This window comes from Pseudomonas sp. TH37, assembly GCF_016650735.1.
Classification (GTDB): Bacteria; Pseudomonadota; Gammaproteobacteria; order Pseudomonadales; family Pseudomonadaceae; genus Aquipseudomonas; species Aquipseudomonas farris.
The window spans coordinates 111,510-137,917 of sequence record NZ_JAEKFD010000007.1; the positions used below are offsets into that span (position 1 = coordinate 111,510).

Here is a 26,408-nt window from a genome sequence, read left to right on the forward strand (position 1 = left end):
GCGCCGATCCTGTGGGAGCGGGCTTGCCCGCGATGACGGTAGTCCGGTCACCGCTGAAGCTTAGGTGAAGTCAATCAGCCCGGATCACGGTAGCCCGGATGAAAGTCCTTCGGCACTGCCACGCTGATGCTGTCACGGGTGGCGATGTCGATGCCTTCACTGGCCACTTCGGCCAGAAAATCGATCTGCTCCGGGGTAATCACGTACGGCGGCAGGAAATACACCACGCTGCCCAACGGCCGCAATAAAGCACCCCGCTCCAGCGCATGCTGGAACACCTTCAAACCGCGACGTTCCTGCCACGGATAAGCAGTCTTGCTGGCTTTGTCCTTGACCATCTCGATGGCCAGTACCATGCCGGTCTGGCGCACTTCGGCAACGTTCGGGTGATCGGCCAGGTGCGCGGTGGAGGAGGCCATGCGTTGGGCCAGGGCCTTATTGTTCTCGATAACGTTGTCTTCTTCGAAGATATCCAGCGTGGCCAATGCCGCCGCGCACGCCAGCGGATTGCCGGTGTAACTATGTGAATGCAGGAAGGCGCGCAGGGTCGGGTAGTCGTCGTAGAAAGCGCTGTAGACCTCATCGGTAGTCAGGCAGGCCGCCAACGGCAGATAGCCGCCGGTCAGGGCCTTGGACAGACAGAGGAAGTCCGGGCGGATGCCGGCCTGTTCGCAGGCGAACATCGTTCCGGTGCGGCCGAAGCCGACGGCGATTTCATCGTGGATCAGGTGCACGCCATAACGGTCGCAGGCTTCGCGCAGCAGCTTGAGGTACACCGGGTGATACATGCGCATCCCTCCGGCGCCCTGAATCAGCGGCTCCAGAATCACGGCGGCCACGGTGTCGTGGTTGTCGGCCAGCGTCTGCTCCATGGCGGCGAACATATTGCGCGAGTGTTCTTCCCAGCTCATGCCCTCGGGACGCATATAGCAATCGGGGCTCGGCACCTTGATGGTGTCCATCAGCAGGGCTTTGTAGGTTTCGGTGAACAGCGGCACGTCGCCCACCGCCATCGCCGCCATGGTCTCGCCGTGGTAACCGTTGGTGAGGGTGACGAAGCGCTTCTTGTTCGGCTGGCCGCGGTTGAGCCAGTAGTGAAAGCTCATTTTCAGCGCGACTTCGATGCAGGACGAACCGTTATCGGCGTAGAAGCACCGGGTCAGGCCTTCGGGCGTCATCTTCACCAGACGCTCCGACAGTTCGATCACCGGCTGATGGCTGAAACCGGCGAGGATCACGTGTTCCAGCTGATCGACCTGATCCTTGATGCGCTGGTTGATCCGCGGGTTGGCGTGGCCGAACACGTTGACCCACCAGGAGCTGACCGCGTCGAGATAGCGTTTGCCTTCGAAGTCTTCCAGCCAGACGCCTTCGCCGCGTTTGATCGGGATCAGCGGCAGCTGTTCGTGGTCTTTCATCTGGGTGCAGGGATGCCACAACACCGCGAGATCGCGTTGCATCCACTGATTATTCAGGCCCATGTTCAGTCTCCTCGAGGCGGCTCGCTTGGTGCGCGGGCAAACAATCGCGCAAGCCTATGCAATGCGCGTCATCGGGACAACCCATTGTGTCGATTGAGCTACTTTGTATAAGGAGATAGACGTCGCTGGCGGCGTTTTGATGGCTGACGTATTCTTCGCGGTTCTTTGAGTCGTCTGACTCGTAAAACCGCTATTTCCTCGTGTATTTCCGGAGTTCGCTGAATGTCTGCTGGTTGGCTGCGCGCCTGTGCGCTGGTGATGTTGGGGCTGTTCAGCGTTTCGGCGCTGGCCAAGGATAAAACGGTGATCGTGATAGGCGGTGGGCTTGCGGGCCTCACCGCGGCGTACGAACTGCAGAACAAAGGCTGGCAGGTCACCCTGCTGGAAGCCAAACCGACGTTGGGCGGTCGCTCCGGCATGGCCACCAGTGAGTGGATCGGCAACGACAAGACCCAACCGGTGCTGAACAAGTACGTCTCGACGTTCAAGCTGACCACCACGCCAGCCCCTGAATTCGTGCGGACCCCGAGCTACCTGATCGACGGTGTATATTTCACCGCCGCCGATCTGGCGACTAAACAGCCGGCCACCAGCGACGCGCTGAAACGCTACGAAAAGACTTTGGATGATCTGGCGCGTTCGATTGAAGACCCGCAGAACCCGGCCGCCAACAGCACGCTGTTCGCCCTGGACCAGATCAACGTGTCCAACTGGCTCGATCGTTTGAGTCTGCCAGCCACTGCGCGTCAGTTGGTGAATCAGCAGATTCGTACCCGCTATGACGAACCTTCGCGCCTGTCGCTGCTGTACTTCGCACAGCAGAGCCGCGTTTATCGTGGCGTTGCCGACCGTGACCTGCGCGCTTCGCGTCTGCCTGGCGGCAGCCCGGTGCTGGCCCAGGCTTTCGTCAAGCAACTGAAAACCATCAAGACCAGCTCCCCGGTTTCGGCCATTAGTCAGGACAAGGACGGCGTGACCGTCAAAGTCGGAAGTGTTGGCTATCAGGCGGACTACGTTGTGCTGGCCGTGCCGTTGCGTGCACTGAACAAGATCCAGATGACCCCGGCGCTGGATGCCCAGCACCTGGGCGCCATCAAAGGCACCAACTACGGCTGGCGTGACCAGATCATGCTGAAGTTCAAGACGCCGGTATGGGAAAGCAAGGCGCGCATGTCCGGCGAGATCTACAGCAACACCGGCCTGGGCATGTTGTGGGTCGAGCCGGCCCTGAAAGGCGGCGCCAACGTGGTGATCAACCTGTCCGGCGACAACGCGCGCGTGATGCAGGCTTTCGGCGACAAGCAGATGGTCGATCAGGTACTGATTCGTCTGCACGCCTTTTATCCACAGGCACGCGGTTCGTTCACCGGTTATGAAATCCGTCGCTACAGCACCGACCCGTCGATGGGTGGCGCTTACCTGGCCTTCGGCCCGGGCCAGATGAGCAAATACTGGCGTCTGTGGGAACGCCCGCTGCAACGTGTAGCCTTTGCCGGCGAACACACCGATACCTTGTACCCAGGCACTCTGGAAGGCGCATTGCGCACCGGTCAGCGTGCAGCCAGTCAGGTAGAAGACCTGGCGGCAGGCAAGTCGTTTGAACCGGCGAAAGTTGTTCCGGCGGCGACCGCAGCAGCGGCCGGTGCAGTGGCGGCGAAGAAAGGCAACTTCTTCACCAACCTGTTCGGTGGTTCTGACGACAAACCGGAACCGGCCAAGGCGCCAGCACCAGTGGCCCCGGTTGCTCCGGCACCCGCCCCAGCACCTGTGCCGACTCCAGCGCCAGCACCGGTTGAGGCGCCGAAGCCTGCGGCACCGGTGAAAGCAGAGCCTGTCAAGAAAGCACCGGCCAAAGCGCCAGTGAAAAAGCCTGCTGCCCAAACCGAGGCCAAAAAAGCTCCGGTCAAGGCGACGGCGAAAAAGACTGAGCCGGTGAAGAAACCAGCGGTCAGTACTGCTGCGAAGACCCCGGCGACGACTGAAACCAAGACGCAGTAAGTCCTGGAATCAAAAAAAGCGCGGCAGTGATGCCGCGCTTTTTTTATGTCGCCAGCCAAAGCCGGCTGCTGATTTTGCTTTGACGCTAAGCTAGATCGACACTATGTACTTCGTCGCTTTGGTAGTCGCTGACATAGGCATGGTTATGTTGATCAAGAACCATGTCATACGGTTCGGAAGCACCAGGGATGGGAACCCGGCGAACAATTTCATACGTGGCGGTATTAATTTCCACGACCTCTTTTTTGATTTGATCAACGGCATAAGCGTTTTTTCCGCCAAACACTATTTTCCCTTCGCAAGTCACAAAATCGAAATGCCTGGTGGTTGATAACTTAGGGTCCAGTACGGTCAGTTTCTGAGCGTCAAGACACACGATATACACTTCTCTGTCGTCGGGACTGACGGTAACCGCTGACGGATACTGTTCGGTTTTGATGACATCGAGGACTTTGAAAGTCTTGCTGCTGATGATCGTTAGTGCGTCCTGATAGGGGCCATCAGGAGCGTTGGTGCTGGAAATATAAAGACGCGAATCGTCCTGGCTGATATCCACACTTATGGAGGGAGAGGGTAATCCTCGCACTCTGCGTACCGCATAAGTGCGGGTATCAATAATTGCCAGCCACTCTTTATCTTGTCGAACGGTGACGTAAACATGCTTCCCGTCTCGGCTCACGACGATTCCCCGAGGATATCTTCCCACCGTGACGTTACCCACCGCATAGGTTTCAGTATCAATAACCGAAACCGAACTTGAACCGTAGTTGGTCACATAAGCTCTTTTCCCTCCATGGGCAAGGACGATGTTTTGGGGATAATGCTCGACGGCGATGGTGCGGATTACCTTTCTGTTCCGGGTGTTGATCACTGACACATTGCCTGAAATGTAATTGCAAACAAAAACCCGTGATCCGTCGTTGTTGATGGCTATCCCTCGTGGTCCTGCCCCTACGGGTATCGAATTGGATAGGTTTCGCGTAGTCGCGGGGGATGAACTCGAATGGTGACTCATGGTAGAACTCCTGTTCAGACGCTCGGACAATCGCCCGAGATCAGGTTCATCAATGACCTGTAATGGTGGCTACTGTCAGATATGACAGTTCTGACGAGTGGTAAAGGCTTTTTGAAAGCGAATATAGGACAGCGTCTGTAGGTTTTTTCTTCTGGTTAACACTCTCTTAACATCTCGACCCCAAGGTCATGATCGTATTTCTCGATGTTTCAGAGCGAAATTTTCCGCTTTAAGTCGATAGATAACTCGATAGTCTTGGGCGCAGTTCTTACAGGATTTGGGCAATGCAGCTACGTAACTCTTCTTCCCGCTACGGTTGGGTCAGCATCTTCGTGCACTGGGGTGTGGCGCTCGCGGTCTTCGGCCTGTTCGCATTGGGGCTGTGGATGGTCGGTCTCGACTACTACAGCTCCTGGCGTAAAGATGCGCCGGATCTGCACAAGAGCATTGGCCTGGTGTTGTTCGCAGTCATGTTGCTGCGGGTGTTGTGGCGCTTCATCAGCCCGCCTCCACCGCCCCTGCAAAGTTATAGCCGCATGACGCGTCTTGGCGCCGTGTTCGGCCATGCGTTCCTCTATCTCGGGCTGTTCGCTGTGATGATTGCCGGTTACCTGATTTCCACCGCAGACGGTGTCGGGATCCCGGTGTTTGGCCTGTTTGAAGTTCCTGCACTGGTTTCCGGACTACCGGACCAGGCAGATACCGCTGGTGTGATCCATTTGTACCTGGCCTGGGCGCTGGTAATTTTTTCCGGCCTCCATGCGTTGGCAGCATTGAAACACCACTTTATTGATCGTGATGCGACCCTGACGCGAATGTTGGGACGCAAAGCCTGATGTTCAACCTCGACTCCAAAGGAATAGAAAGCATGTTGAAAAAGACGCTCGCCGCTCTGGCAATCGGTTCTGCTCTGCTGTCGGCTAACGTGATGGCGGCCGATTACGTTGTCGACAAAGAAGGCCAGCACGCCTTCGTTGATTTCAAGATCAGCCACTTGGGTTACAGCTACATCACCGGTACCTTCAAGGACATCGACGGCAAGTTCAGCTTCGACGCCGCCAAGCCTGAAGACAGCAAGATCGAGTTCAATGTGCGCACCGCCAGCGTGTTCACTAACCACGCCGAACGTGACAAGCACATCGCCAGCGGTGACTTCCTGAACGTGGGCAAATTCGCCGACGCCAAGTTCGTTTCCACCAGCGTCAAATCCACCGGCAAAAACGCCGCTGGCAAAGACACTGCCGACGTAACCGGTAACCTGACTCTGGCTGGTGTTACCAAGCCAATCGTGGTTAAAGCCACCTTCCTGGGTGAAGGCAAGGATCCATGGGGCGGCTACCGTGCCGGCTTCGAAGGCACCACCAGCATCAAGCGTTCCGATTTCGGCAAACAGAAAGACCTGGGCCCACAGTCCGACGCGGTCGAGCTGTACATTACGTTTGAAGGTGTGAAAGCGAAGTGAATTTCGCTGCTTGAACAAAAACGCCCCTGATCTCGCGATCCGGGGCGTTTTTTTTGTTTCTGATGGGGTCGGGCCGATCAACACATAACCCTGTAGGAGCCAGGCTTGCGGGCGAAGGGGGGGCGACTCGGTTTTTGCGGTGTGGCGGATGACGCCTTCGCGGGCAGCCTCGCTCCTACGGGCTTTTGTTCAGGCATAAAAAATGCCCCGGATCTTGCGATCCGGGGCATTTTTCATATCAGCGATAAATCAGCGATTGCGGGTCAGCAAGGCTGGTTTTTCGCCGCGCGGACGGCCTGGGAGTTGATCAAGTTGCTCAGGTGTCGGGAAGCGATCGCTTTTCGACTCCTTGTGAATGATCTTCGGTGCCGGGCCGCGCGGGTTCTGCACGGCCGGTTCCGAACGAGGCTGCTCGTCACGGGCCGGGCGGCGGTTGCGGGACTCTTCGCGACGGGCCTGGCCGTCACGTGGAGCACCGTTGCGTGGACCGCTGCGCTTGGCCGGTGGGGTGCCAGTGGTTGCGCCGCTGCTGCTGCGCGGACCGTTCTGGCGACCTTGTGGCTGACCGGTGCGCGGAGCACTGGCGCCTGCGCCTTGTGCCGGAGCGCCCGGACGGCGACCACGGCCCTGAGCAGGTTTGGCTTGAGGCACGTAGTCGACGCGGTTGCCGAAGTTATCGACATCGTCGTCCAGGAACTCGTCCGGAGCACGGTCAGCGGCGGCGCGAGGTGCCGGGCGCTGTTGCTCACGGGCCGGGGTGCCTTCGCGAGGCTTGTGTTCACGGGCAGGGCGATCGCCACGGCCAGTGGCAGCAGTTTTTTCCTTGCCGCCCTTGTCCTTGCCTTTGTCTTTACGACCGCCACCACCACCGCTGCCGTTCGGACCGTCGCCGCGCGGGCCACGTGGATTGCGCGGGTTACGCACATCCGGACGCTCGCGGACTTCAGGTTTCTCGGCTTCCACGGCGCTGGAATCGAAGCCCATCAGGTTGCCGTCGGCAATCTTCTGCTTGGTCATGCGCTCGATGCTTTTCAGCAGCTTTTCTTCGTCCGGAGCAACCAGCGAGATCGCCTCGCCCGAACGACCGGCACGGCCAGTACGGCCGATACGGTGCACGTAATCTTCGTCGACGTTCGGCAGTTCGAAGTTGACCACGTGGGGCAACTGGTCGATGTCCAGGCCGCGAGCGGCGATATCGGTGGCGACCAGGATGCGCACTTCACCGGCCTTGAAGTCGGCCAGGGCTTTGGTGCGGGCGTTCTGGCTCTTGTTACCGTGGATGGCGACGGCGGTGAGGCCGTGTTTGTCCAGGTACTCGGCCAAACGGTTGGCGCCGTGCTTGGTGCGGGTGAACACCAGCACCTGTTCCCAGGCGCCGGCGGTGATCAGGTGCGCGAGCAACGAACGCTTGTGGCTGGCGGCCAAGCGGAATACGCGTTGTTCGATCCGCTCGACCGTGGTGTTCGGCGGAGTGACTTCGATGCGTTCCGGGTTGTGCAGCAGCTTGCCGGCAAGGTCGGTGATGTCTTTGGAGAACGTCGCCGAGAACAACAGGTTCTGGCGTTTGCTCGGCAGACGGGCGAGGACCTTTTTCACGTCATGGACAAAGCCCATGTCGAGCATGCGGTCGGCTTCGTCCAGCACGAGGATTTCCACGTGGGACAGATCAACGCTGCCTTGGCCGGCGAGGTCGAGCAGGCGACCTGGGCAGGCTACCAGCACGTCGACACCGCGGGACATGGCCTGAACCTGTGGGTTCATGCCGACGCCGCCGAAGATGCAGGCGCTGACGAACTTCAGGTCACGGGCATAGACCTTGAAGCTTTCGTGCACCTGGGCCGCGAGTTCGCGGGTTGGGGTCAGGACCAGTACGCGCGGTTGGCGCGGGCCGTGACGCTGGGATTTGTCCGGGTGACCGTTGGGAAACAACCGTTCCAGAATCGGAAGGGCGAAGCCGCCGGTTTTACCAGTACCTGTCTGTGCCGCAACCATCAGGTCGCGACCTTGCAACACGGCGGGAATGGCCCGCTGTTGCACCGGAGTAGGCTCGGTATAGCCCGCTGCCTCGATGGCGCGGACTAAAGCCTCGGAGAGACCGAGGGAAGCAAAGGACATGAGTAATCCTGTTTTAGTTAGGGCTTGGCCCAATGGGAGTCTTGCCTGGCGCGAATCGCGTTTAAGAGGACGCAATCCCGTCCGGTCCTGCTGGGCCTCGAAGGCTCGTCTGGAGCGCTCGCGCGGGCTGAAAAGCTGCGCTGTAGCGGGATCGAGATGCCTTGAACAAGTCCGAGCGTCCGGGCGTGAGCCTGGCGGGAAGGCCGGAGTATAACAGAGCAATCACTGCGCGCCGCTTTCCTGCTGCTCAACGGTTTTTCCGCCGGTTGCGGTGGCGCTGGTGGCCCGTGCTTCGTGGGCCGGGCCGGCGCCATAGCGGGCGCTCAGTTCAGCGTAGGCCGGCTCGCGCTTGAAGCGTTTGAGCTCGGCACCGAAACGCTGCACCAACAAATCCATCCCGGCATTGCGGCGTACCGCCAGAAACTGGCTTTGCTGGCTGATGACGGTCGGGTTCTCGGTGATCTTGTCGCGGATATTCAGTTGATCGAGCAAATGCTGGCCAACCCGGCGATCAGTGATCAGCAGGTCGATGCGACCGCGCACCAGTTTGCCGAAGTTGGCTTCATGGGTGGGTGCCGGCTCTTGGGTGAATAGCGTCGATTCGCTGAAGTCCTTGCTGTACAGGTAGCCCGGCGAGGTGCCGATGGTCAGGCCTTTCAGATCGTCCAGCGTGCGAAACGGATACGGTCGCTCGTTGGCATAGAACATTACGAATTCGACTTGCGAGAGCGGTTCGCTGGGGTAGAGCAGGGTCGCGTCGCGTTCATCACTATGGAAAATATCCAGCACGCCATCCGCCTGGCCTTGCTCTAGCATCGACAGGCAGCGTTTCCATGGCAGGAACTGCCATTCCACGTCGATCCCGAGGCGTTTGAAGACAATGGCGGTGGTTTCGTAGTCGAGCCCCAGAGACTTGCCGTTTTCCTCGTACACGTAAGGTGCCCAGGGTTCGGTGACAATACGCAACTTCTCGCCCCGAGCGGTGAAGCTCAGGCAAGTGAACAGAAGCACGGTCAGTAACTGAGCGATCAGGGGCATGGCTTGAGATTACGACGAGAAATCATAAAGAGCCAGAAACCGGATCCAGAATATGACTGCACAATAAAGGGGCGCCGGAAAGCAAAAGATCGCAGCCTTCGGCAGCTCCTACAGGGGAATACGTACCTCTGTAGGAGCTGCCGAAGGCTGCGATCTTTTGATCTTGCTTTAACGACGATTAACGCGGCAACTTCAGGTTATTCCACACCGCCAGACTCGGCTCAGCCTGGTTCAGCGTGTAGAAATGCAGCCCTGGAGCGCCACCCTGCAGCAGGCGTTCGCACATCTCGGTGATGACTTGCTCACCAAAGCCTTGAATGCTTTGGGTGTCGTCGCCGTAGGCTTCCAGTTGCTTGCGGATCCAGCGAGGGATTTCCGCACCGCAAGCGTCGGAAAAACGTGCGAGCTTGCTGTAGTTGGTGATCGGCATGATCCCCGGCACGATCGGGATGTTCACACCCTTCGCCCGTACACGCTCGACGAAATAGAAGTAGCTGTCGGCGTTGAAGAAGTACTGGGTGATCGCACTGTTGGCGCCGGCGTTAGCCTTGCGCACGAAGTTGTTGAGATCGTCTTCAAAGTTGCGCGCTTGCGGATGCATCTCCGGGTAGGCGGCGACTTCGATGTGGAAATGATCGCCGGTTTCTTCACGAATGAATTCAACCAGGTCATTGGCGTGACGCATCTCGCCGCTGGCCATGCCCATGCCCGAGGGCAGGTCACCGCGAAGCGCAACGATACGCTTGATGCCGGCTGCCTTGTACTGGCTCAGCAGGCCGCGCAGGTCGTCCTTGCTGTCGCCCACGCAAGACAAATGCGGTGCGGCAGGGACTTTGACTTCGCTTTCAAGCTGCAGCACGGTGTTGAGGGTGCGATCACGGGTCGAACCACCAGCGCCGTAGGTGCAGGAGAAAAAATCAGGGTTGAAGGTCGCCAGATGACGGGCAGTGGCGATCAGTTTTTCATGCCCAGCATCGGTCTTCGTAGGGAAGAACTCGAAGCTGTAGCGACGGTCTTGGGACATGGTCATATCCTTGGAAACACGTAAGCCGGACGCTGGCCCCCCGTAGGACTGCCGCAGGCTGCGATCTTTTAAGATCAAAAGATCGCAGGCTTCGCCAGCTCCTACAGAGAGCGGTCAGTCAGCGCCAATCAGTAGCGGTAAGCGTGCGGCTTGAACGGGCCTTCGACGGTCACGCCGATGTAGTCAGCCTGTTGCTTGGTCAGTTGAGTGACCACGCCACCGAAACCGCGGACCATTTCCAGGGCCACTTCTTCGTCGAGTTTCTTCGGCAGTACTTCAACGGTCAGGCGCTCGGCTTTCTGGGCTGGCGACAGGTCGGCGTACTTCTGGCCGAACAGGAAGATCTGTGCCAGAACCTGGTTGGCGAACGAACCGTCCATGATGCGGCTTGGGTGGCCAGTGGCGTTGCCCAGGTTAACCAGACGGCCTTCGGCCAGCAGGATCAGGTAGTCGTCGTTCTGAGCGTCGAAAGCGCCCGGGCCGGTGCGGTGAACCTTGTGAACCTGTGGCTTCACTTCTTCCCATGCCCAGTTCTTGCGCATGAAAGCGGTGTCGATTTCGTTGTCGAAGTGACCGATGTTGCAGACAACAGCGCGCTTCTTCAGGGCTTTGAGCATGTTTGCGTCGCAAACATTGACGTTGCCGGTGGTGGTCACGATCAGGTCGATCTTGCCCAGCAGTGCTTTGTCGATGCTCGCTTCGGTACCGTTGTTGATACCGTCGATGAACGGCGAAACCAGTTCGAAACCGTCCATGCAAGCTTGCATGGCGCAGATCGGGTCGACTTCGGAGACTTTAACGATCATGCCTTCCTGACGCAGGGACTGGGCCGAGCCCTTGCCCACGTCACCGTAACCGATGACCAGCGCTTGCTTGCCGGACAGCAGGTGGTCGGTACCGCGCTTGATCGCGTCGTTCAGGCTGTGACGGCAGCCGTACTTGTTGTCGTTCTTGCTCTTGGTCACCGAGTCGTTGACGTTGATGGCCGGGATTTTCAGCTCGCCCTTGGCCAGCATGTCCAGCAAACGGTGAACGCCGGTGGTGGTTTCTTCGGTGACGCCGTGGACGCGGTCCAGGATCGCCGGGTATTTCTTGTGCAGCAGCTCGGTCAGGTCGCCGCCGTCGTCGAGGATCATGTTGGCATCCCAAGGCGCGCCATCTTTCAGGATGGTTTGCTCCAGGCACCACTCGTACTCTTCTTCAGTTTCGCCTTTCCAGGCGAATACCGGGATACCGGCAGCAGCGATAGCGGCAGCGGCCTGGTCCTGAGTCGAGAAAATGTTGCAGGACGACCAACGCACTTCGGCACCCAGGGCAACCAGGGTTTCGATCAGCACGGCAGTCTGAATGGTCATGTGGATGCAGCCGAGGATCTTCGCGCCTTTGAGCGGCTGCTCGGCGGAATATTTGCGGCGCAGACCCATCAGGGCTGGCATTTCGGATTCAGCGATGATGGTTTCGCGACGGCCCCAGGCAGCCAGGGACATGTCGGCGACTTTGTAATCGTTAAAATCTACAGGCGTGATAACAGCGCTCATGATGAGCCTCCATTCGTAATGTATGCGAATGGGCGCCGTTGTGCGTTTAGTGTCTGGCCGTGGCCAGTCAACGCCCCATCCGAGCCTGACAGGTCGAACCTGCTGCAGCGCCCCTCGGACAGGTGGCGGGAAAACGGTAGCAAGTGAACATTACCGTTTTGAAACGGGGGCGATTATAGCGGGCTATGCTGATCTTCCAAAGCCTTTCTGTTGGTCAATGTCCGAACGGTAATCGAGGCCATAGTCGATGCTTGATAGAGCTCTAGTCCGGGCTCTGCCATGATGGCCAGCATCAATCGGCAAGACGGTCAGGAGTGAACATGAATTTCCACACCCGCAAATGGGTAAAACCCGAAGACCTCAACCCCAACGGCACGCTGTTCGGCGGCAGCCTGTTGCGCTGGATCGACGAAGAAGCGGCGATCTACGCCATCGTCCAGCTGGGCAATCAGCGTGTGGTCACCAAGTACATTTCCGAAATCAACTTTGTCAGTGCTTCGCGCCAGGGCGACATCATCGAACTGGGCATCACCGCCACCGAATTCGGTCGCACCTCGATCACGCTGACTTGCGAAGTGCGCAACAAGATCACCCGCAAGAGCATCCTGACGGTGGAAAAGATGGTCTTCGTGAACCTGGGCGAAGACGGCCTGCCCGCGCCGCATGGCCGGACCGAGATCAGGTACGTCAAAGACCAGTTCAAGGATGATGACATCGGCGAGTGATTGCCGCTCTGTGGCGAGGGAGCTTGCTCCCGCTCGGCTGCGAAGCAGTCGTAAGTCGACAGTGAAGTTTGTCTGAAAGAACCCGATGGCAGGTTTTAGGGCCGCTTCGCGCCCCGACGGGAGCAAGCTCCCTCGCCACAGGGTTTGCTTCGTTTCGCCGGGCAGTGAACAGCCCCGAACCCCGCGTGTCGTAATTAAACGACCCGCCACCGGTTCAGGAGCTTTATGGACACGCCCAAAGAAGGCAAGACCCCGGATCTCTCGGCGCAAGAACAGCGCGAGGTCGACAAGAACCAGCCACCGCGCGCGGCGGTGCTGCACGAAATCATTCGTACCCAAGGTGATAAGGAACTCGAGCGTAGCGTTGCGGCGCTGTGGTGGTCAGCCCTGGCTGCGGGCTTGACCATGGGCTTGTCGCTGATGGGCATGGGGCTGCTCAATTCGCGTCTGCCGGACGGCGAAGGCTTTAAGGTGATCGCCAGTTTCGGTTACTGCGCGGGTTTTCTCGCGGTGATTCTCGCCCGTCAGCAGCTATTTACCGAGAACACCCTGACTGCCGTGCTGCCGATCATGAGCAAGCCTACGCTGGGTAATTTCGGTCGGCTGTTGCGGCTGTGGTCGGTAGTGCTGGTGGGCAACCTCTGCGGCACCTTGCTGGTGGCGTACGTGATGCTGCACCTGCCGATTTTCGACACCAAGACCGATCTGGCCTTCCTCGACATCGGGCGCAAGGTCATGGAGAACGACGCCAGCAAGATGTTCGCCAAGGGCATCATCTCCGGCTGGATGATCGCCACCATGGTCTGGATGATCCCGTCCATGGAAAGCGCCAAGATGTGGATCATCATCCTCATCACCTATTTCATGGCGCTGGGAGATTTCACCCACATCGTAGTTGGATCGGTCGAGGTCTCGTATCTGGTGTTTGCCGGCGAGTTGCCGTGGAAGGATTTCTGGCTGGTGTTCGCAGGTCCCACGCTGGTGGGGAACATCATCGGTGGCAGTTTTATCTTCGCGCTGATCAGTCATGCGCAGATTCGCAGTGAAAGCGGGCCGCCGAAGAAGAGCACGGATCAAACGCCGGATCCACGCAAGCCTAAAGATGAGTGAAGTGGGGTGCACCGCGTAAGCTTCATCGCGAGCAGGCTCGCTCCCACCGGGAAATACGCTGTCCAAGTGGGAGCGAGCCTGCTCGCGATAGCGGTTTGCGCAACAATGCAGTCAGTCAGCCGGACACATTGACCGTGACAGCACTGCGACGCTGCAGGTAGATGAAAAACAGCGCCGTCAGTACCGTCAACCCGCTGACCAGTGCGCCGGTCCACGGCAAGTCCGCCAGGTCCGCGCCACTGGCTACAAACGGACATATGGCGAATCAATTCTCTGCCTCCACCCTTGTAGGAGCTGCCGCAGGCTGCGATCTTTTGATCTTTGGTGCGGCGTTGGCTGCCAGAATCAAAAGATCGCAGCCTTCGGCAGCTCCTACGAGGGAGGGTGGGGGCAAAATAAGGAGTGTGCCGTGCTTGCGACGGTTCTGGTGTTGGTGGCGGCGCTGTTGCACGCGGCGTGGAATACCCTGATCAAATTCAGCGCGGAGAGGCTGTTGGTGGTGGCCTGCATGGACAGCGTGGCGCTGCTGTTTGTCGCCCTGATGCTGCCCTTCGTGTCGCAGCCGCCACTGGAGATGTGGCCGTGGATTCTCGCATCGGCGGCATTCGAGCTGCTCTACCGCTATCTGTTGATCCAGGCCTATCGGGTCGGCGATCTCGGTCTGGTCTATCCCTTAATGCGTGGCCTGTCGCCACTGGTGGTGCTGGCACTGACGCTGATCTTCGCCGGGGAAGTGCTGACGGCTCAACAGATCTTCGGCATTTTGCTGATCCCGTTCGGCATGTTGTGCCTGCTCTGGCAGGGCGGTGGCGGGGTGCGACTGCCGTGGTCGATGCTGCCGGTGGTGGCGCTGATCGGGTTGTGCATCGGGTGCTACACCTTTATCGATGGCCAGGCCTTGCGGCGCTGGTCGCACCCGCTGGATTACCTGGTGTGGGTCACCTTGCTCAGCGCCTGGCCGTTCCCATTGCTGGCGCTGGTGCGCAAGCGCCCGGCGTTCATGCTGTTCTGGCGCGAGCAGTGGCGGTTGGGCTTGGCGGTCGGGTTTTGCGTGCTGTTCAGTTACGCTCTGGTGCTGTGGGCCATGCAGCTCGGTTCTATTGCCGAAGCGGCGGCGTTGCGCGAAATCAGTGTGATTCTGGTGGTGCTGTTCGGCATGCGCTACCTGAAAGAACCTTTCGGCAGGCCTCGGCTCTTAGCCTGTGGGCTGGTGCTGATCGGCATATTGGCGATGAAGTTTTAGTCGCCCCTGATGGAATTCTATTTTCTATAACTGAAGAAGGAACTGCGTTATGACGGTTGCTCTGTGGTGCGTTTTGATTGCGATCTGCTTGCCGTATCTATGCACAGGCGTCGCCAAGTTCAGCGGCGGCAAGTTCGGGCTGAAACAGAATCACGACCCGCGGGCGTTTCTGGATTCGCTCGAAGGGGTGGCCAGGCGTGCGCATTCGGCGCAGCTGAACAGCTTTGAAGTGACACCGGCGTTTGCTGCAGCGGTAATCGTCGCGCACCTGGCCGGTAATGCCGATCTGGTGACGATCAATGTGCTGGCGGTGTTGTTTATCACCAGTCGGCTGCTGTACATCATTTGCTATCTGGCGGACTGGGCGATTCTGCGGTCGCTGGTGTGGGCCATTGGCATGGGGCTGATTGGCAGTTTCTTTGTTGTGTCGGTTTGAAGGCAAGATCAAAAGATCGCAGCCTGCGGCAGCTCCTACATTGACCGCGTTTGCCGCAATATCGCGGATGAACATCGATCCCTGTTGGAGCTGGCGCAGCCTGCGATTTTTTTCTTTTAAAGTTTGTCAGCCACCTGCGGCACTTGTGGCAACGCCGCCCCTTTAGGCCAAAGCATCCAGATCTGCCCCTGCTGTTTCATGTCTCCGGCCAATTGCCCGGCTGCCTCGCCCGTGCCCCAGAACAGGTCTGCGCGGACCTCGCCGGCAATCGCGCCGCCAGTATCTTGCGCGGCCACCGGGCGTACCAATGCGCTGCCGTCCGGGCGTGTGGTCGATAACCACAACAGACTGCCGAGCGGAATCACCTTGCGGTCTACCGCCGCGCTATAACCTGCGGTCAGCGGTACATTCAGCGAACCACGCGGCCCTTCGTTGCTGTCGGGGTTGCGGGTGAAGAACACGTAGCTGGGGTTGCTGCCGAGCAATTCGGGAATGCGCATCGGATTGGCCTTGGCCCAAGTGCTGATAGCGCCCATGGTGACGTCTTCTTTCTTCAGCTCACCCTGGTCCACCAGCCAGCGGCCGATGGGTCGATACGGGTGGCCGTTCTGATCGGCGTAACCGATGCGCAATTGACGACCGTCATCAAGCTGGATGCGACCCGAGCCCTGGATTTGCAGGAACTGCAGGTTCATCGGGTCGGTCAGCCAGGCAATCACCGGCGCCTTCACGCCTTTGGTTTCAATGGTTGCCGCATCGTCGTATGGCTTGAGCACGCGACCTTCGAGTCTTCCGCGCAGGCGTTTGCCTTTGAGTTCCGGATAGATACTGTCCAGAGAGACGATGATCATATCCTCGGGTACACCGTACACCGGGATGTTGGCTTCCTCGGTCTGAGTCAGGCTGCCGGGGTACACCGGTTCGTAGTAACCGGTAATCAGGCCGTTGGGGTTGTCATTGGCGGCGCGCAGGCCATAGACGTCCAGGTTCTGTTTGAGGAAACCTCGGATGTCATTGGCGGTTGGCTGCACATTGGCGGAAGCCGCACAGGTGCTACCCCAGACCGGGTCGGCCTTGAGTCGGGTGCAGGCGCTGCGCCATGAGCCGAAGCCAGCGACGAGGTCGTTGTCGGATACCGCCGGAAGCGCTTCCCAAGTGGCGCTGGAGTAGGTCGCCAGTGCGTGGGTTTTCGGTGCGCTGCTGTCTCCACCGGTGCAACCCGCAAGCACGGCCACCATCGGAAGGGTCCAGGCCAGATTGTGACGCCATGCCTTGAAACGGCTGTTCATGGAGTAATTCCTTTGTCGGTTGCCTGAGTGCTCCATGCGCTCAAACAACCCATATTGATAATAGGGCTATTGGTCTTTGCCGGTGACGCGAGGATACTGGCCGCCGTTTCCAGTGACCTGAAGCCACCATGACTCTTAAAAGACTTTCTGTTGTATTGCTGGCCTGCCTGACCTTGTCCGCCTGCGGTGGTGTCGACCCGAACTCGCCGCTGGGTCAGCGCAAGGCGATCTTCAAGCAGATGCTCAAGACCGGCGAAGACCTGGGCGGCATGTTGCGTGGGCGTATTCCGTTTGATGGCCCGAAATTCGTCGACGGCGCGGTGAAGCTTGACGCGTTGTCCCATGAGCCGTGGAAACATTTCCCGCAGGTGCGCGAAGAGGATCACACCAGCGCCAAGGATGATGTCTGGCAGAAGCAGGCACGCTTCCAGGAAATGGCCCGCACCCTTGAAGGCGCCACCGGTGAACTGGTGATTACCAGCAAGGTTCAGCCCTACAAGGTCAGCAACCTGGGGCCGGCGGTACAGAAAGTCGAAGATGCCTGCAGTGCGTGCCATAAAGAGTTTCGGGATCATTGATTCCAGAAAAGACTGCAGGGTGGGGACTGCCAAAGGCTGCGATCTTTTGATCTTGAAAGATCTTGTTACTTATCCAGCTCATCCAGCGCTTCCTGCAATTCCTTGCGCGATTGAGCCAGTTTGTCTTTGCGCTTGTTGATCTTCTCGGCGTCGCCTTTTTTCATCGCCTTCTCGAGGTCGGCCTGACGCGTGCTGACTTCGTGCTTGGCGTCGAGCACCTTGTTTTCCCGTTCCTTCTTCAAGGAGGCGTCGGTGCAATGGGCAGTGACTTCGTTCAGGGCGGTTTCCAGGCCAGCCTGTTGATCGGCGTTGCCGCGGGACTTGGCCAGTTCGATCTGGTTGATGATGCCTTGTTTTTTGGCGGCGCAACCGGTCAGGCCCGGGGCATCTTCGTCGGCCATCAATGGAGCGGCCATCACGCTGCACAGGGTCAACACGGCGAGCGGTGAAAGAAGTTTCATAAAAGCTCCAGGTGAAAAATTCGATATAACGATGGGCTGTTTGAGCGCATCGGCACCTTTGGGTTCCCGGTTCTCAGAGCGGGCTGGCGTCTAGAAACCGTCAATCCCGGCAACACGTAATGTCTCACTCAAGGCCAGGACCTGCGGGTCGCGGAAAAATGCGCTCAATTGCGCTGCGCGCCCCGGGCCGATGCCGGCTTCGGCCTGCCATTGTTCGGTGTTTCGTTGTGCCAACGCCTGCCATGAATCGGCGAGGCGTGCCTGGCCAGTCGGCGGCAAACCCAGGGCTTTGAGCCAGCGAGCGAATGGGCGTTGACGGGCGCTGTTGAAACTGTCCAAAAGACGAGCACTGCTGCGCTCACCGAAGCCGTCAATGTTAGCAAGCTCTTGCCCATCGAGGGTCATCCAATCGAGCAGACTGTCGAGGCGTTCGGCCTTGAGCAGTTTCTCCCAAGTGCCTGATCCGACATGAGGCAATGCCAGCCCCTGTTTACCACTGAGCCAGGCCAGGCGTGCGAGGAATTGGCTTTCGCATCCGGATGTTGGCTGCCAGCAGCTTAAAGAATGAAAGTCTGCTGCCAGCGGTACATTCAATTCCGCGCGTTCAGTGCTGCGCAATACCACGCCATCGAGCCTGGGGATGGTCAGCCCCGCCAGGCTGATGGCGACCTGATCGCCGGGCCGAATGTCCAGCGCTTCCCAGCGTTGCAGGGAGCTGGCACTCACGCGTTTGATCTGTCGGTCATCAAGCATCACCGGTACCAGATCCAGCACCGGTGTGATCCGGCCGGTTCGTCCAATCTTGAAGTGGACCTTGCGCACCTCGGCCAGCGCCTGGGCAAAGGGGTATTTCCAGGCGACGCTCCAGTAGGGGGCTTTCGCCTGCCAGCGCTCGGCCGGTGGGCGTTGGCTCTGGCGCAACACGACCCCATCGCTGGCAAAGGGCAGAGGCGCGCGATACCAGTGATCGCGCCAGCGCTCGGCATCGGCAAATGCCTCGATCGGCTGACTGTAGGGCACCGTGCTCGGGAATCCCAATTCATCCAGAGCCGCCACGCGGGCTGACAGGCCTTTCGGGCCTCGCGGCCAGTCCCAGACAAACAACCCGATGCCGGCGGCTTGCTCGGTGCTCAGTGTCTTGCGCGCCATCAGCCCGGCCACCGTGGCGCGGGCATTGAGGCTGCCGGCCTGGGCTTGTACGTGTTCGCTCAGGCGCCAATAGAGTTCGCCTTGCAGCAACAAGTCCAGCGGCTGCGGAAGCTTTTGAGGGATGGCGGCGATCTGGCGCGCCGAGGCAGTCCAGTCCTGGCCGTTTATCCCGTCACCCCGACTGATTGCCTTGTGCAACCAGCCGTTGCGATAGATCAACGTTACCGCCACACCATCGACCTTGGGCTGAATCCAGACCTCTCCCCGATCTTTTAGCCAGGCTTCGACGGCGCGCCCATCGCGCAGTTTTTCCAGGCCGGTGTGGGCGATGGGGTGAGCAACCGTGCCGCCGGCCGTACGCAATGGTTCGTCGGAGGGACCTGGATCAAAACACTCGCGCCATTCGGTCAGTCGCGAGCGGGACTGATCGTAGAGTTCATCGGCGATCAGCGACTGGCCTTCGCGGTGGTAGCTGTCGTCCCAGCGATCGATTTGCAGTTGCAGGGTGATGATTTCTTCCTGCGCGCGGGCGGGCGGCCAGTCGGGGCATTCGGCGGCATTGGCGGTCAGGTAGGTGAAGGTCAGCAGGAAACAGAAAAACAGGCGTAGGTCGGGTAGCATCGAGAGCGTCCTTGCTCGGTGGGATGCTTTCAAGGCTAGTCAGTTTTCGGGTGTGGGTTGCAAGGGTGTAATTCTGCGTATTTCCAAGTGCGAAGATCAAAAGATCGCAGCCTTCGGCAGCTCCTACAGGTTTACACCATTCCCTTGTAGGAGCTGCCGAAGGCTGCGATCTTTTGATCTTTCCCATGAAAAAACCCCGCACGGCGAACCGTGCGGGGCTTTGGGTGCCGCCGGGGAAGTCTTACAGGCCAGCTGCGACACGCAGGTCTTCGGCGCGGTCGGTTTTTTCCCAGGTGAAAGTGGTGAACGTATCGTCGCCCACAGTCTTGGTTGCCGGAGTGCGACCGAAGTGGCCGTACGCAGCGGTTTCCTGGTACATCGGGTGCAGCAGGTCGAGCATGGTGGTGATTGCGTATGGACGCAGGTCGAACACTTCGCGAACCAGTTTGACGATCTTGTCGTCGCTGATTTTGCCGGTGCCGAAGGTGTTCAACGAAATCGACGTAGGCTGAGCAACACCAATCGCGTAGGAAACCTGAATCTCGCAACGCTCGGCCAGGCCGGCAGCGACGATGTTCTTGGCCACGTAACGACCGGCGTAAGCCGCCGAACGGTCAACCTTCGATGGATCCTTGCCGGAGAACGCGCCGCCACCGTGACGGGCCATGCCGCCGTAGCTGTCGACGATGATCTTGCGACCGGTCAGGCCGCAGTCGCCCACCGGGCCACCGATGATGAATTGGCCGGTCGGGTTGATGTGGAACTGGGTGTCTTTGGACAGCAGTTCGGCAGGCAGTACGTGCTTGACGATCAGTTCCATCACGCCTTCGCGCAGGTCTTTGTACGATACGTCAGGGTTGTGCTGGGTCGACAATACAACAGCGTCGATACCGACAACCTTGCCGCCTTCGTAACGGCAAGTCACTTGCGACTTGGCGTCCGGGCGCAGCCAAGGCAGCAGGCCGGATTTACGGGCTTCAGCCTGGCGTTGAACCAGTTGGTGCGAGAAGGTGATCGGTGCTGGCATCAGCACGTCGGTTTCGTTGCTGGCGTAGCCGAACATCAGGCCCTGGTCGCCGGCGCCCTGGTCTTCAGGCTTGGCACGGTCAACGCCCTGGTTGATGTCAGGGGACTGCTTGCCGATGATGTTCATCACGCCGCAGGTCGCACCGTCGAAGCCGACATTGGAGCTGTTGTAGCCGATGTCGAGAATCACGTTGCGGACGATGTCTTCCAGATCGACCCAGGCCGATGTGGTGACTTCACCTGCGATGATTGCCACGCCGGTTTTTACCAGAGTCTCGACCGCTACACGGGCGAATTTGTCTTCAGCAATGATGGCGTCCAGCACCGCATCGGAAATCTGGTCGGCGATTTTGTCCGGATGCCCTTCAGACACGGACTCGGAGGTGAAGAGGGAGTATTCGCTCATCTCGATTTTTTCCTGAATTTACCGATGGTGAGTGTCGCCAGCCGGTCGCTGAAAATGGCGGACCTGAATCTGGAAACCATTACGTAAGCCTACATAGAGGCTTTCCCCGGGAACGAGTCCCGCAGCGGTGGCCCAACGGGCCAGATCGTCCTGTTCAAACCCCAACCATAGATCACCGCAGGCCTCCCTGGCCCAACTCTGGTTGTGGCTACATAACTCTGTCACGAGCAGGCTACCGCCCGGTTGCAGCAAGTCGGCCATGCGCTTGAGTGCTTCGGCCGGCGCGGCGAAATGGTGCAGTACCATGTTCAGTACAACGCAATCAGCTTTAAGGCTTACACCGTTCAATGCATCGGCCAATTGCAGGCTGACGTTAGCCAGCATTTCACGTTCGCAGACCTGACGGGCCAGATCGAGCATCGCCGGGCTGTTGTCCAGCGCCGTGACTTGAACGAAACGATGCGCCAACTCCGGCAGAAAACCGCCATCGCCAGGGCCTACTTCGATGGCTGTGGCGTCGGGGCCGAAACTCAGCTTGTCGAGCAGTGCCACCACGCTTTCACGGTATTGCGGCAGGCCGGCGATCAAGTCTTGCTGGGCGCGAAACTTCTCTGCGACCCGTGAGAAAAAGTCCTGGCTGGCCGCCGCTCGCTGCCCATGGACCTGACCGATCCGCGACTGAACGTCAGTCGGCAGGGTCAGGTTGTCCACTTCTTCCAGTAGCGCGGTATGCAGCTTGCCGCCCAGCAGATCGGTGTGGGGCAGGGCGCGACGGTAGAAAATCGCATTGCCTTCACGACGGGTCGCCACCAGATCGGCCTGGGCCAAAACCTTGAGGTGATGACTCATGCCGGACTGGCCGATGCCGAAGATCTGCGCCAGTTCCAGTACGCCGAACGAATCGTTGGCCAGCGCGCGCAATACATTCAGCCGCAGAGGATCGCCGCCGGCCTTGCACAGGGCCGCCAGCTCATCGCAATCGTCATGTCGAATGGAAGGTGCGCGTAAATTCATAAGGCCAGCAGTCTAGTGACGCTCAGAAATCACCGCAAGAGCAATATCAAAAAGTTTTGATATTGCTCGATAGATGGCACTTCTCAGCGTTAGGTTCAGTCAGCAAGCGAACGGCGGAAAGGTTTCACCAGTCGAATACGTCGTTATCCATTGGAAAAACGTCTTCGGATGACTATCTGTCATTGCCCCGAAGGCGGTCGGTGAGGGAAAATGCTCGCCTTTTTTCCGTTTCGTTTTATTCACTCTCGATTCAATATCCGCAGGAGAACAGCGATGCCCAGCCGTCGTGAGCGTGCCAACGCCATTCGTGCCCTCAGCATGGATGCCGTGCAAAAAGCCAACAGCGGCCATCCCGGTGCCCCTATGGGTATGGCGGATATCGCCGAAGTACTTTGGCGTGACTACCTGAAGCACAACCCGAGCAATCCATCGTTCGCCGACCGTGACCGCTTCGTGCTGTCCAACGGTCACGGTTCGATGCTGATTTACTCGCTGCTGCACCTGACCGGCTACGACCTGTCGATCGATGACCTGAAAAACTTCCGCCAGCTGCACAGCCGCACCCCGGGTCACCCGGAATTCGGTTACACCCCGGGCGTTGAAACCACCACCGGTCCACTGGGCCAAGGCCTGGCCAATGCCGTGGGTTTCGCCCTGGCAGAAAAAGTCCTAGCGGCGCAGTTCAACCGTCCAGGCCATAACGTCGTCGATCACCATACCTACGTGTTCCTGGGTGATGGCTGCATGATGGAAGGCATTTCCCACGAAGTCAGCTCCCTGGCCGGTACGCTGGGCCTGGGCAAACTGATCGCCTTCTACGATGACAACGGCATCTCCATCGACGGCGAAGTCGAAGGCTGGTTCACCGACGACACGCCGAAGCGTTTCGAGGCCTACAACTGGCAGGTGATCCGCAACGTCGACGGTCATGACCCGGAAGAAATCAAGATCGCCATCGACACTGCGCGCAAAAGCGAGCAGCCGACGCTGATCTGCTGCAAGACCACCATCGGCTTCGGTTCGCCGAACAAGCAAGGCAAGGAAGACTGCCACGGCGCCCCATTGGGTGACGCGGAAATCGCTCTGACCCGTGAAGCACTGAAGTGGAACCACGGCCCGTTCGAAATCCCGGCCAACATCTATGCCGAGTGGGACGCCAAGGAAGCCGGTCGCGCTGCCGAAGCCGAGTGGGATCAGCGCTTCGCTGCTTACTCCGCTGCTTTCCCGGAGCTGGCCAACGAACTGGTTCGTCGCCTGAGCGGTGATCTGCCAACTGACTTCGCTGAAAAAGCTTCTGCTTACATTGCTGAAGTCGCAGCCAAGGGCGAAACCATCGCCAGCCGTAAAGCCAGCCAGAACGCCCTGAATGCGTTCGGCCCGCTGCTGCCGGAACTGCTCGGCGGTTCGGCTGACCTGGCCGGTTCCAACCTGACCCTGTGGAAAGGTTGCAAAGGCGTCACCGCCGAAGATGCCAGCGGCAACTACATGTACTACGGCGTTCGCGAGTTCGGCATGAGCGCGATCATGAACGGCGTCGCCCTGCACGGTGGCCTGGTGCCTTACGGCGCGACCTTCCTGATGTTCATGGAATACGCCCGCAACGCAGTGCGCATGTCGGCGCTGATGAAGAAACGCATCATCTATGTGTTCACCCACGACTCCATCGGTCTGGGCGAAGACGGCCCGACTCACCAGCCGATCGAGCAGCTGGCAAGCCTGCGCTGCACGCCGAACCTCGACACCTGGCGTCCAGCCGATGCCGTTGAATCGGCAGTGGCCTGGAAATGCGCTCTGGAGCGTGACGATGGTCCGTCGGCACTGATCTTCTCCCGTCAGAACCTGCAGCACCAAACCCGTGATGCCGTGCAGATCGAGTGCATCAATCGCGGCGGCTACGTGCTGAAAGACTGCGCAGGCGAGCCTGAGCTGATCCTGATCGCCACCGGTTCGGAAGTCGGCCTGGCCGTTCAAGCCTTCGACAAACTGACCGAGCAAGGCCGCAAGGTGCGTGTTGTTTCGATGCCGTGCACCAGCGTCTTCGAAGCCCAGGATGCTGGCTACAAGCAAGCGGTTCTGCCGTTGCAGGTCAGCGCCCGTATCGCCATCGAAGCCGCCCACGCGGACTACTGGTACAAGTACGTGGGCCTGGAAGGCCGCGTGATCGGCATGACCACCTACGGCGAGTCGGCGCCTGCGCCTGCCTTGTTCGAAGAGTTCGGTTTCACCCTGGAAAACATCCTGGGTCAGGCTGAAGAGCTGCTGGAAGACTGATCCAGAAAATGTGTCGTCCAGACTGACGCCATCGCGGGCAAGCCCGCTCCCACAAGGATCTCCATCGGTCCTGTGGGAGCGGGCTTGCCCGCGATAGCGGTCGGTCAGGCAACACTGCAATGACGGATTCACCACGGTAATCGAGAACCCCATGCCTCAACCGCGTCCTTACAAAGTTGCACTCAACGGCTACGGCCGGATTGGTCGTTGCGTCTTGCGTGCGTTGTTTGAGCGAGGCTCGACGGCCGGGTTTGAAATTGTCGCGATCAACGATCTGGCCGATATGGCCAGCATCGAATACCTGACACGTTTCGACTCCACTCACGGGCGGTTTCCCGGCGAAGTGAGGGTCGAGGGCGATTGTCTGCATATTAATGGCGACTGCGTGAAGGTCCTGCGCAGTGCCACCCCCGAAGGCATCGATTGGGCGTCACTGGGCGTCGATCTGGTGCTGGAATGCTCCGGCGCTTACCACACCCGTCAGGATGGCCAGCGTTTCCTCGACGCTGGCGCGCCACGGGTGCTGTTTTCCCAGCCGATGGCCAGCGAGGCGGATGTCGACGCCACCATCGTCTACGGTGTGAACCAGGATTGCCTGATCGGCGACGAGTTGCTGGTGTCCAACGCCTCCTGCACCACCAACTGCGGCGTGCCGCTATTGCGCCTGCTGAATCAGGCCATTGGTCTGGAATATGTGTCGATCACCACCATCCACTCGGCAATGAACGATCAGCCGGTGATTGACGCCTATCACCACGAAGACCTGCGCCGCACCCGTTCGGCGTTCCAGTCGGTGATTCCGGTGTCCACTGGTCTGGCGCGAGGCATCGAACGCCTGCTGCCGGAACTTGCCGGGAGAATTCAGGCCAAAGCCGTGCGGGTGCCGACGGTTAACGTGTCCTGCCTCGACATTACGATGCAGACCGTAAGCGATACCGACGCCACCGAGGTCAACCGGATTTTGCGCGAGGCCGCCACCCATGGCCCGCTCAAGGGCCTTCTGGCCTACACCGAGTTGCCTCACGCCAGTTGTGATTTTAATCATGACCCACATTCGGCCATCGTCGATGCCAGTCAGACCCGCGTTTCCGGCCCACGGCTGGTGAACATCCTGGCCTGGTTCGACAACGAATGGGGTTTTGCCAATCGAATGCTGGACGTTGCAGAACACTATTTGCAAACAGCTATTTCCACAAAACCTGCTCTCTAAAACAGCTATCCAGGAATTGCGACCCATGACCGTGTTGAAGATGACCGACCTCGATCTGCAAGGTAAGCGCGTACTGATCCGCGAAGACCTCAACGTCCCAGTCAAGGACGGTGTTGTCACCAGCGATGCGCGAATCCTGGCTTCGCTGCCGACCATCAAGCTGGCCCTGGAAAAAGGCGCGGCCGTGATGGTCTGCTCGCACCTTGGTCGTCCGACCGAAGGCGAGTTCTCGGCCGAGAACAGCCTCAAGCCAGTCGCTGACTACTTGAGCAAGGCGCTGGGCCGCGAAGTGCCGTTGGTGTCCGATTACCTGGGCGGCGTCGACGTGAAAGCCGGCGACATCGTGCTGTTCGAAAACGTGCGCTTCAACAAGGGCGAGAAAAAGAACGCTGACGAACTGGCCAAGCAATACGCCGCCCTGTGCGACGTGTTTGTGATGGACGCCTTCGGCACCGCTCACCGCGCCGAGGGTTCGACCCATGGCGTGGCCAAGTTCGCCAAAGTCGCCGCCGCTGGCCCATTGCTGGCCGCCGAACTGGACGCGCTGGGCAAAGCCTTGGGTGCCCCGGCGCAGCCAATGGCCGCTATCGTTGCCGGCTCCAAAGTGTCGACCAAACTCGACGTGCTCAACAGCCTGAGCCAGATCTGCAACCAGCTGATCGTCGGCGGCGGCATCGCCAACACTTTCCTGGCCGCTGCCGGTCACCCGGTCGGCAAGTCCCTGTACGAGCCGGACCTGCTGGACACCGCCCGTGAAATCGCCGCCAAGGTCAGCGTGCCACTGCCGGTGGACGTGGTGGTTGCCAAGGAATTCGCTGAAAGCGCGACCGCGACCGTCAAGCTGATTGCCGACGTGGCCGCAGACGACATGATCCTGGACATCGGCCCACAGACCGCGGCGAATTTCGCCGAGCTGCTGAAGTCGTCCAAGACCATTCTGTGGAACGGCCCGGTGGGCGTGTTCGAATTCGACCAGTTCGGTAACGGCACCAAAGTGCTGGCCCAGGCCATCGCGGAAAGCTCGGCGTTCTCCATCGCTGGCGGCGGCGACACCCTGGCAGCCATCGATAAATATGGCGTTGCCGAGCAGATCTCCTACATTTCTACCGGCGGCGGCGCGTTCCTCGAATTCGTCGAAGGCAAAGTGCTGCCGGCCGTTGAAGTCCTGGAAAGCCGGGCCAAGGCCTGAGGCCGCCCA

22 protein-coding genes, 1 pseudogene and 1 riboswitch are annotated in these 26,408 nt (G+C 59.3%); of the genes and pseudogenes, 11 read left to right on the plus strand and 12 right to left on the minus strand.

Annotated elements, in window-relative coordinates:
* Window positions 1–74: 74 nt before the first annotated feature.
* Entirely contained in the window at window positions 75–1,481 is a 1,407-nt protein-coding gene (locus tag JFU11_RS18715) for an adenosylmethionine--8-amino-7-oxononanoate transaminase (RefSeq protein WP_123719664.1), read from the minus strand.
* A 222-nt stretch (window positions 1,482–1,703) separates the two neighbouring features.
* Here JFU11_RS18715 and JFU11_RS18720 point away from each other — a divergent pair, with 222 nt between their 5' ends.
* Window positions 1,704–3,479 (plus strand): FAD-dependent oxidoreductase, encoded by a 1,776-nt coding sequence (locus JFU11_RS18720; protein ID WP_123719663.1) that lies wholly within the window; start codon window positions 1,704–1,706, stop codon window positions 3,477–3,479.
* Window positions 3,480–3,564: 85 nt separating this feature from the next.
* Here JFU11_RS18720 and JFU11_RS18725 read toward each other — a convergent pair whose 3' ends face one another.
* Window positions 3,565–4,494, minus strand: a complete 930-nt coding sequence (locus tag JFU11_RS18725) for a YncE family protein (protein ID WP_123719662.1) — start codon at window positions 4,492–4,494, stop codon at window positions 3,565–3,567.
* A 284-nt stretch (window positions 4,495–4,778) separates the two neighbouring features.
* Here JFU11_RS18725 and JFU11_RS18730 point away from each other — a divergent pair, with 284 nt between their 5' ends.
* Entirely contained in the window at window positions 4,779–5,330 is a 552-nt protein-coding gene (locus JFU11_RS18730; protein ID WP_008007496.1) for a cytochrome b, read from the plus strand.
* Between the two features lie 32 nt (window positions 5,331–5,362).
* Window positions 5,363–5,956 (plus strand): YceI family protein, encoded by a 594-nt coding sequence (locus JFU11_RS18735; protein ID WP_123719661.1) that lies wholly within the window; start codon window positions 5,363–5,365, stop codon window positions 5,954–5,956.
* A gap of 249 nt (window positions 5,957–6,205) precedes the next feature.
* Here JFU11_RS18735 and JFU11_RS18740 read toward each other — a convergent pair whose 3' ends face one another.
* From JFU11_RS18740 to ahcY, 4 genes are all read right to left on the minus strand, one after another.
* Window positions 6,206–8,071, minus strand: a complete 1,866-nt coding sequence (locus JFU11_RS18740) for a DEAD/DEAH box helicase (RefSeq protein WP_201061760.1) — start codon at window positions 8,069–8,071, stop codon at window positions 6,206–6,208.
* Window positions 8,072–8,293: 222 nt separating this feature from the next.
* On the minus strand, window positions 8,294–9,109 hold the full coding sequence (locus JFU11_RS18745) for a transporter substrate-binding domain-containing protein (protein ID WP_123719659.1): 816 nt from the start codon (window positions 9,107–9,109) through the stop codon (window positions 8,294–8,296).
* A 178-nt stretch (window positions 9,110–9,287) separates the two neighbouring features.
* Window positions 9,288–10,133: a methylenetetrahydrofolate reductase [NAD(P)H] gene (gene metF, locus JFU11_RS18750; RefSeq protein WP_123719658.1), complete on the minus strand. Its 846-nt coding sequence runs from the start codon at window positions 10,131–10,133 to the stop codon at window positions 9,288–9,290.
* Window positions 10,134–10,261: 128 nt separating this feature from the next.
* A complete protein-coding gene (ahcY, locus tag JFU11_RS18755) occupies window positions 10,262–11,671 on the minus strand; it encodes an adenosylhomocysteinase (RefSeq protein ID WP_007898042.1) in 1,410 nt (469 codons plus the stop codon).
* Window positions 11,672–11,694: 23 nt separating this feature from the next.
* Window positions 11,695–11,793: riboswitch (S-adenosyl-L-homocysteine riboswitch) on the minus strand.
* A gap of 198 nt (window positions 11,794–11,991) precedes the next feature.
* On the opposite strand from ahcY, the gene JFU11_RS18760 reads away from it, so the two are divergent.
* The gene (locus JFU11_RS18760) at window positions 11,992–12,396 is read left to right on the plus strand and encodes a hotdog domain-containing protein (RefSeq protein ID WP_038981033.1); all 405 of its coding nucleotides are present in this window, start codon (window positions 11,992–11,994) and stop codon (window positions 12,394–12,396) included.
* 225 nt (window positions 12,397–12,621) lie between these two features.
* Window positions 12,622–13,506 carry a formate/nitrite transporter family protein gene (locus JFU11_RS18765; protein WP_123719657.1) on the plus strand — a complete coding sequence of 295 codons (885 nt, stop codon included), beginning with the start codon at window positions 12,622–12,624 and terminating at the stop codon, window positions 13,504–13,506.
* A gap of 115 nt (window positions 13,507–13,621) precedes the next feature.
* Here JFU11_RS18765 and JFU11_RS18770 read toward each other — a convergent pair.
* Window positions 13,622–13,753: pseudogene (locus JFU11_RS18770) on the minus strand (MFS transporter); the annotation flags it as partial.
* A 162-nt stretch (window positions 13,754–13,915) separates the two neighbouring features.
* Here JFU11_RS18770 and JFU11_RS18775 point away from each other — a divergent pair.
* Window positions 13,916–14,749, plus strand: a complete 834-nt coding sequence (locus JFU11_RS18775; protein ID WP_201061761.1) for an EamA family transporter — start codon at window positions 13,916–13,918, stop codon at window positions 14,747–14,749.
* 49 nt (window positions 14,750–14,798) lie between these two features.
* On the plus strand, window positions 14,799–15,185 hold the full coding sequence (locus tag JFU11_RS18780; RefSeq protein WP_201061762.1) for an MAPEG family protein: 387 nt from the start codon (window positions 14,799–14,801) through the stop codon (window positions 15,183–15,185).
* Window positions 15,186–15,301: 116 nt separating this feature from the next.
* Here the strand turns inward: JFU11_RS18780 and JFU11_RS18785 are convergent, their stop codons facing one another.
* The gene (locus JFU11_RS18785) at window positions 15,302–16,474 is read right to left on the minus strand and encodes an MltA domain-containing protein (protein WP_123719654.1); all 1,173 of its coding nucleotides are present in this window, start codon (window positions 16,472–16,474) and stop codon (window positions 15,302–15,304) included.
* A 128-nt stretch (window positions 16,475–16,602) separates the two neighbouring features.
* On the opposite strand from JFU11_RS18785, the gene JFU11_RS18790 reads away from it, so the two are divergent.
* Complete coding sequence (locus JFU11_RS18790; RefSeq protein ID WP_123719653.1) at window positions 16,603–17,052, plus strand: cytochrome c; 450 nt, start codon at window positions 16,603–16,605, stop codon at window positions 17,050–17,052.
* A gap of 65 nt (window positions 17,053–17,117) precedes the next feature.
* Here JFU11_RS18790 and JFU11_RS18795 read toward each other — a convergent pair whose 3' ends face one another.
* The 4 genes from JFU11_RS18795 to JFU11_RS18810 form a co-directional block, all read right to left on the minus strand.
* A complete protein-coding gene (locus tag JFU11_RS18795) occupies window positions 17,118–17,513 on the minus strand; it encodes a DUF1090 domain-containing protein (protein WP_007894925.1) in 396 nt (131 codons plus the stop codon).
* Between the two features lie 90 nt (window positions 17,514–17,603).
* Window positions 17,604–19,283, minus strand: coding sequence for an NAD-dependent DNA ligase LigB (ligB, locus tag JFU11_RS18800; RefSeq protein WP_201061764.1), 1,680 nt, complete (start codon window positions 19,281–19,283; stop codon window positions 17,604–17,606).
* 241 nt (window positions 19,284–19,524) lie between these two features.
* On the minus strand, window positions 19,525–20,715 hold the full coding sequence (gene metK / locus JFU11_RS18805) for a methionine adenosyltransferase (RefSeq protein WP_201061766.1): 1,191 nt from the start codon (window positions 20,713–20,715) through the stop codon (window positions 19,525–19,527).
* 18 nt (window positions 20,716–20,733) lie between these two features.
* Window positions 20,734–21,729 (minus strand): metalloregulator ArsR/SmtB family transcription factor, encoded by a 996-nt coding sequence (locus JFU11_RS18810; RefSeq protein WP_123719650.1) that lies wholly within the window; start codon window positions 21,727–21,729, stop codon window positions 20,734–20,736.
* A gap of 273 nt (window positions 21,730–22,002) precedes the next feature.
* Here JFU11_RS18810 and tkt point away from each other — a divergent pair, with 273 nt between their 5' ends.
* The 3 genes from tkt (at window position 22,003) to JFU11_RS18825 (ending at window position 26,399) form a co-directional block, all read left to right on the plus strand.
* A complete protein-coding gene (tkt, locus tag JFU11_RS18815; protein WP_052965038.1) occupies window positions 22,003–24,000 on the plus strand; it encodes a transketolase in 1,998 nt (665 codons plus the stop codon).
* Between the two features lie 151 nt (window positions 24,001–24,151).
* On the plus strand, window positions 24,152–25,210 hold the full coding sequence (gene epd / locus JFU11_RS18820; protein ID WP_201061768.1) for an erythrose-4-phosphate dehydrogenase: 1,059 nt from the start codon (window positions 24,152–24,154) through the stop codon (window positions 25,208–25,210).
* Window positions 25,211–25,235: 25 nt separating this feature from the next.
* Window positions 25,236–26,399, plus strand: coding sequence for a phosphoglycerate kinase (locus tag JFU11_RS18825; protein WP_007894933.1), 1,164 nt, complete (start codon window positions 25,236–25,238; stop codon window positions 26,397–26,399).
* Window positions 26,400–26,408 lie beyond the last annotated feature (9 nt).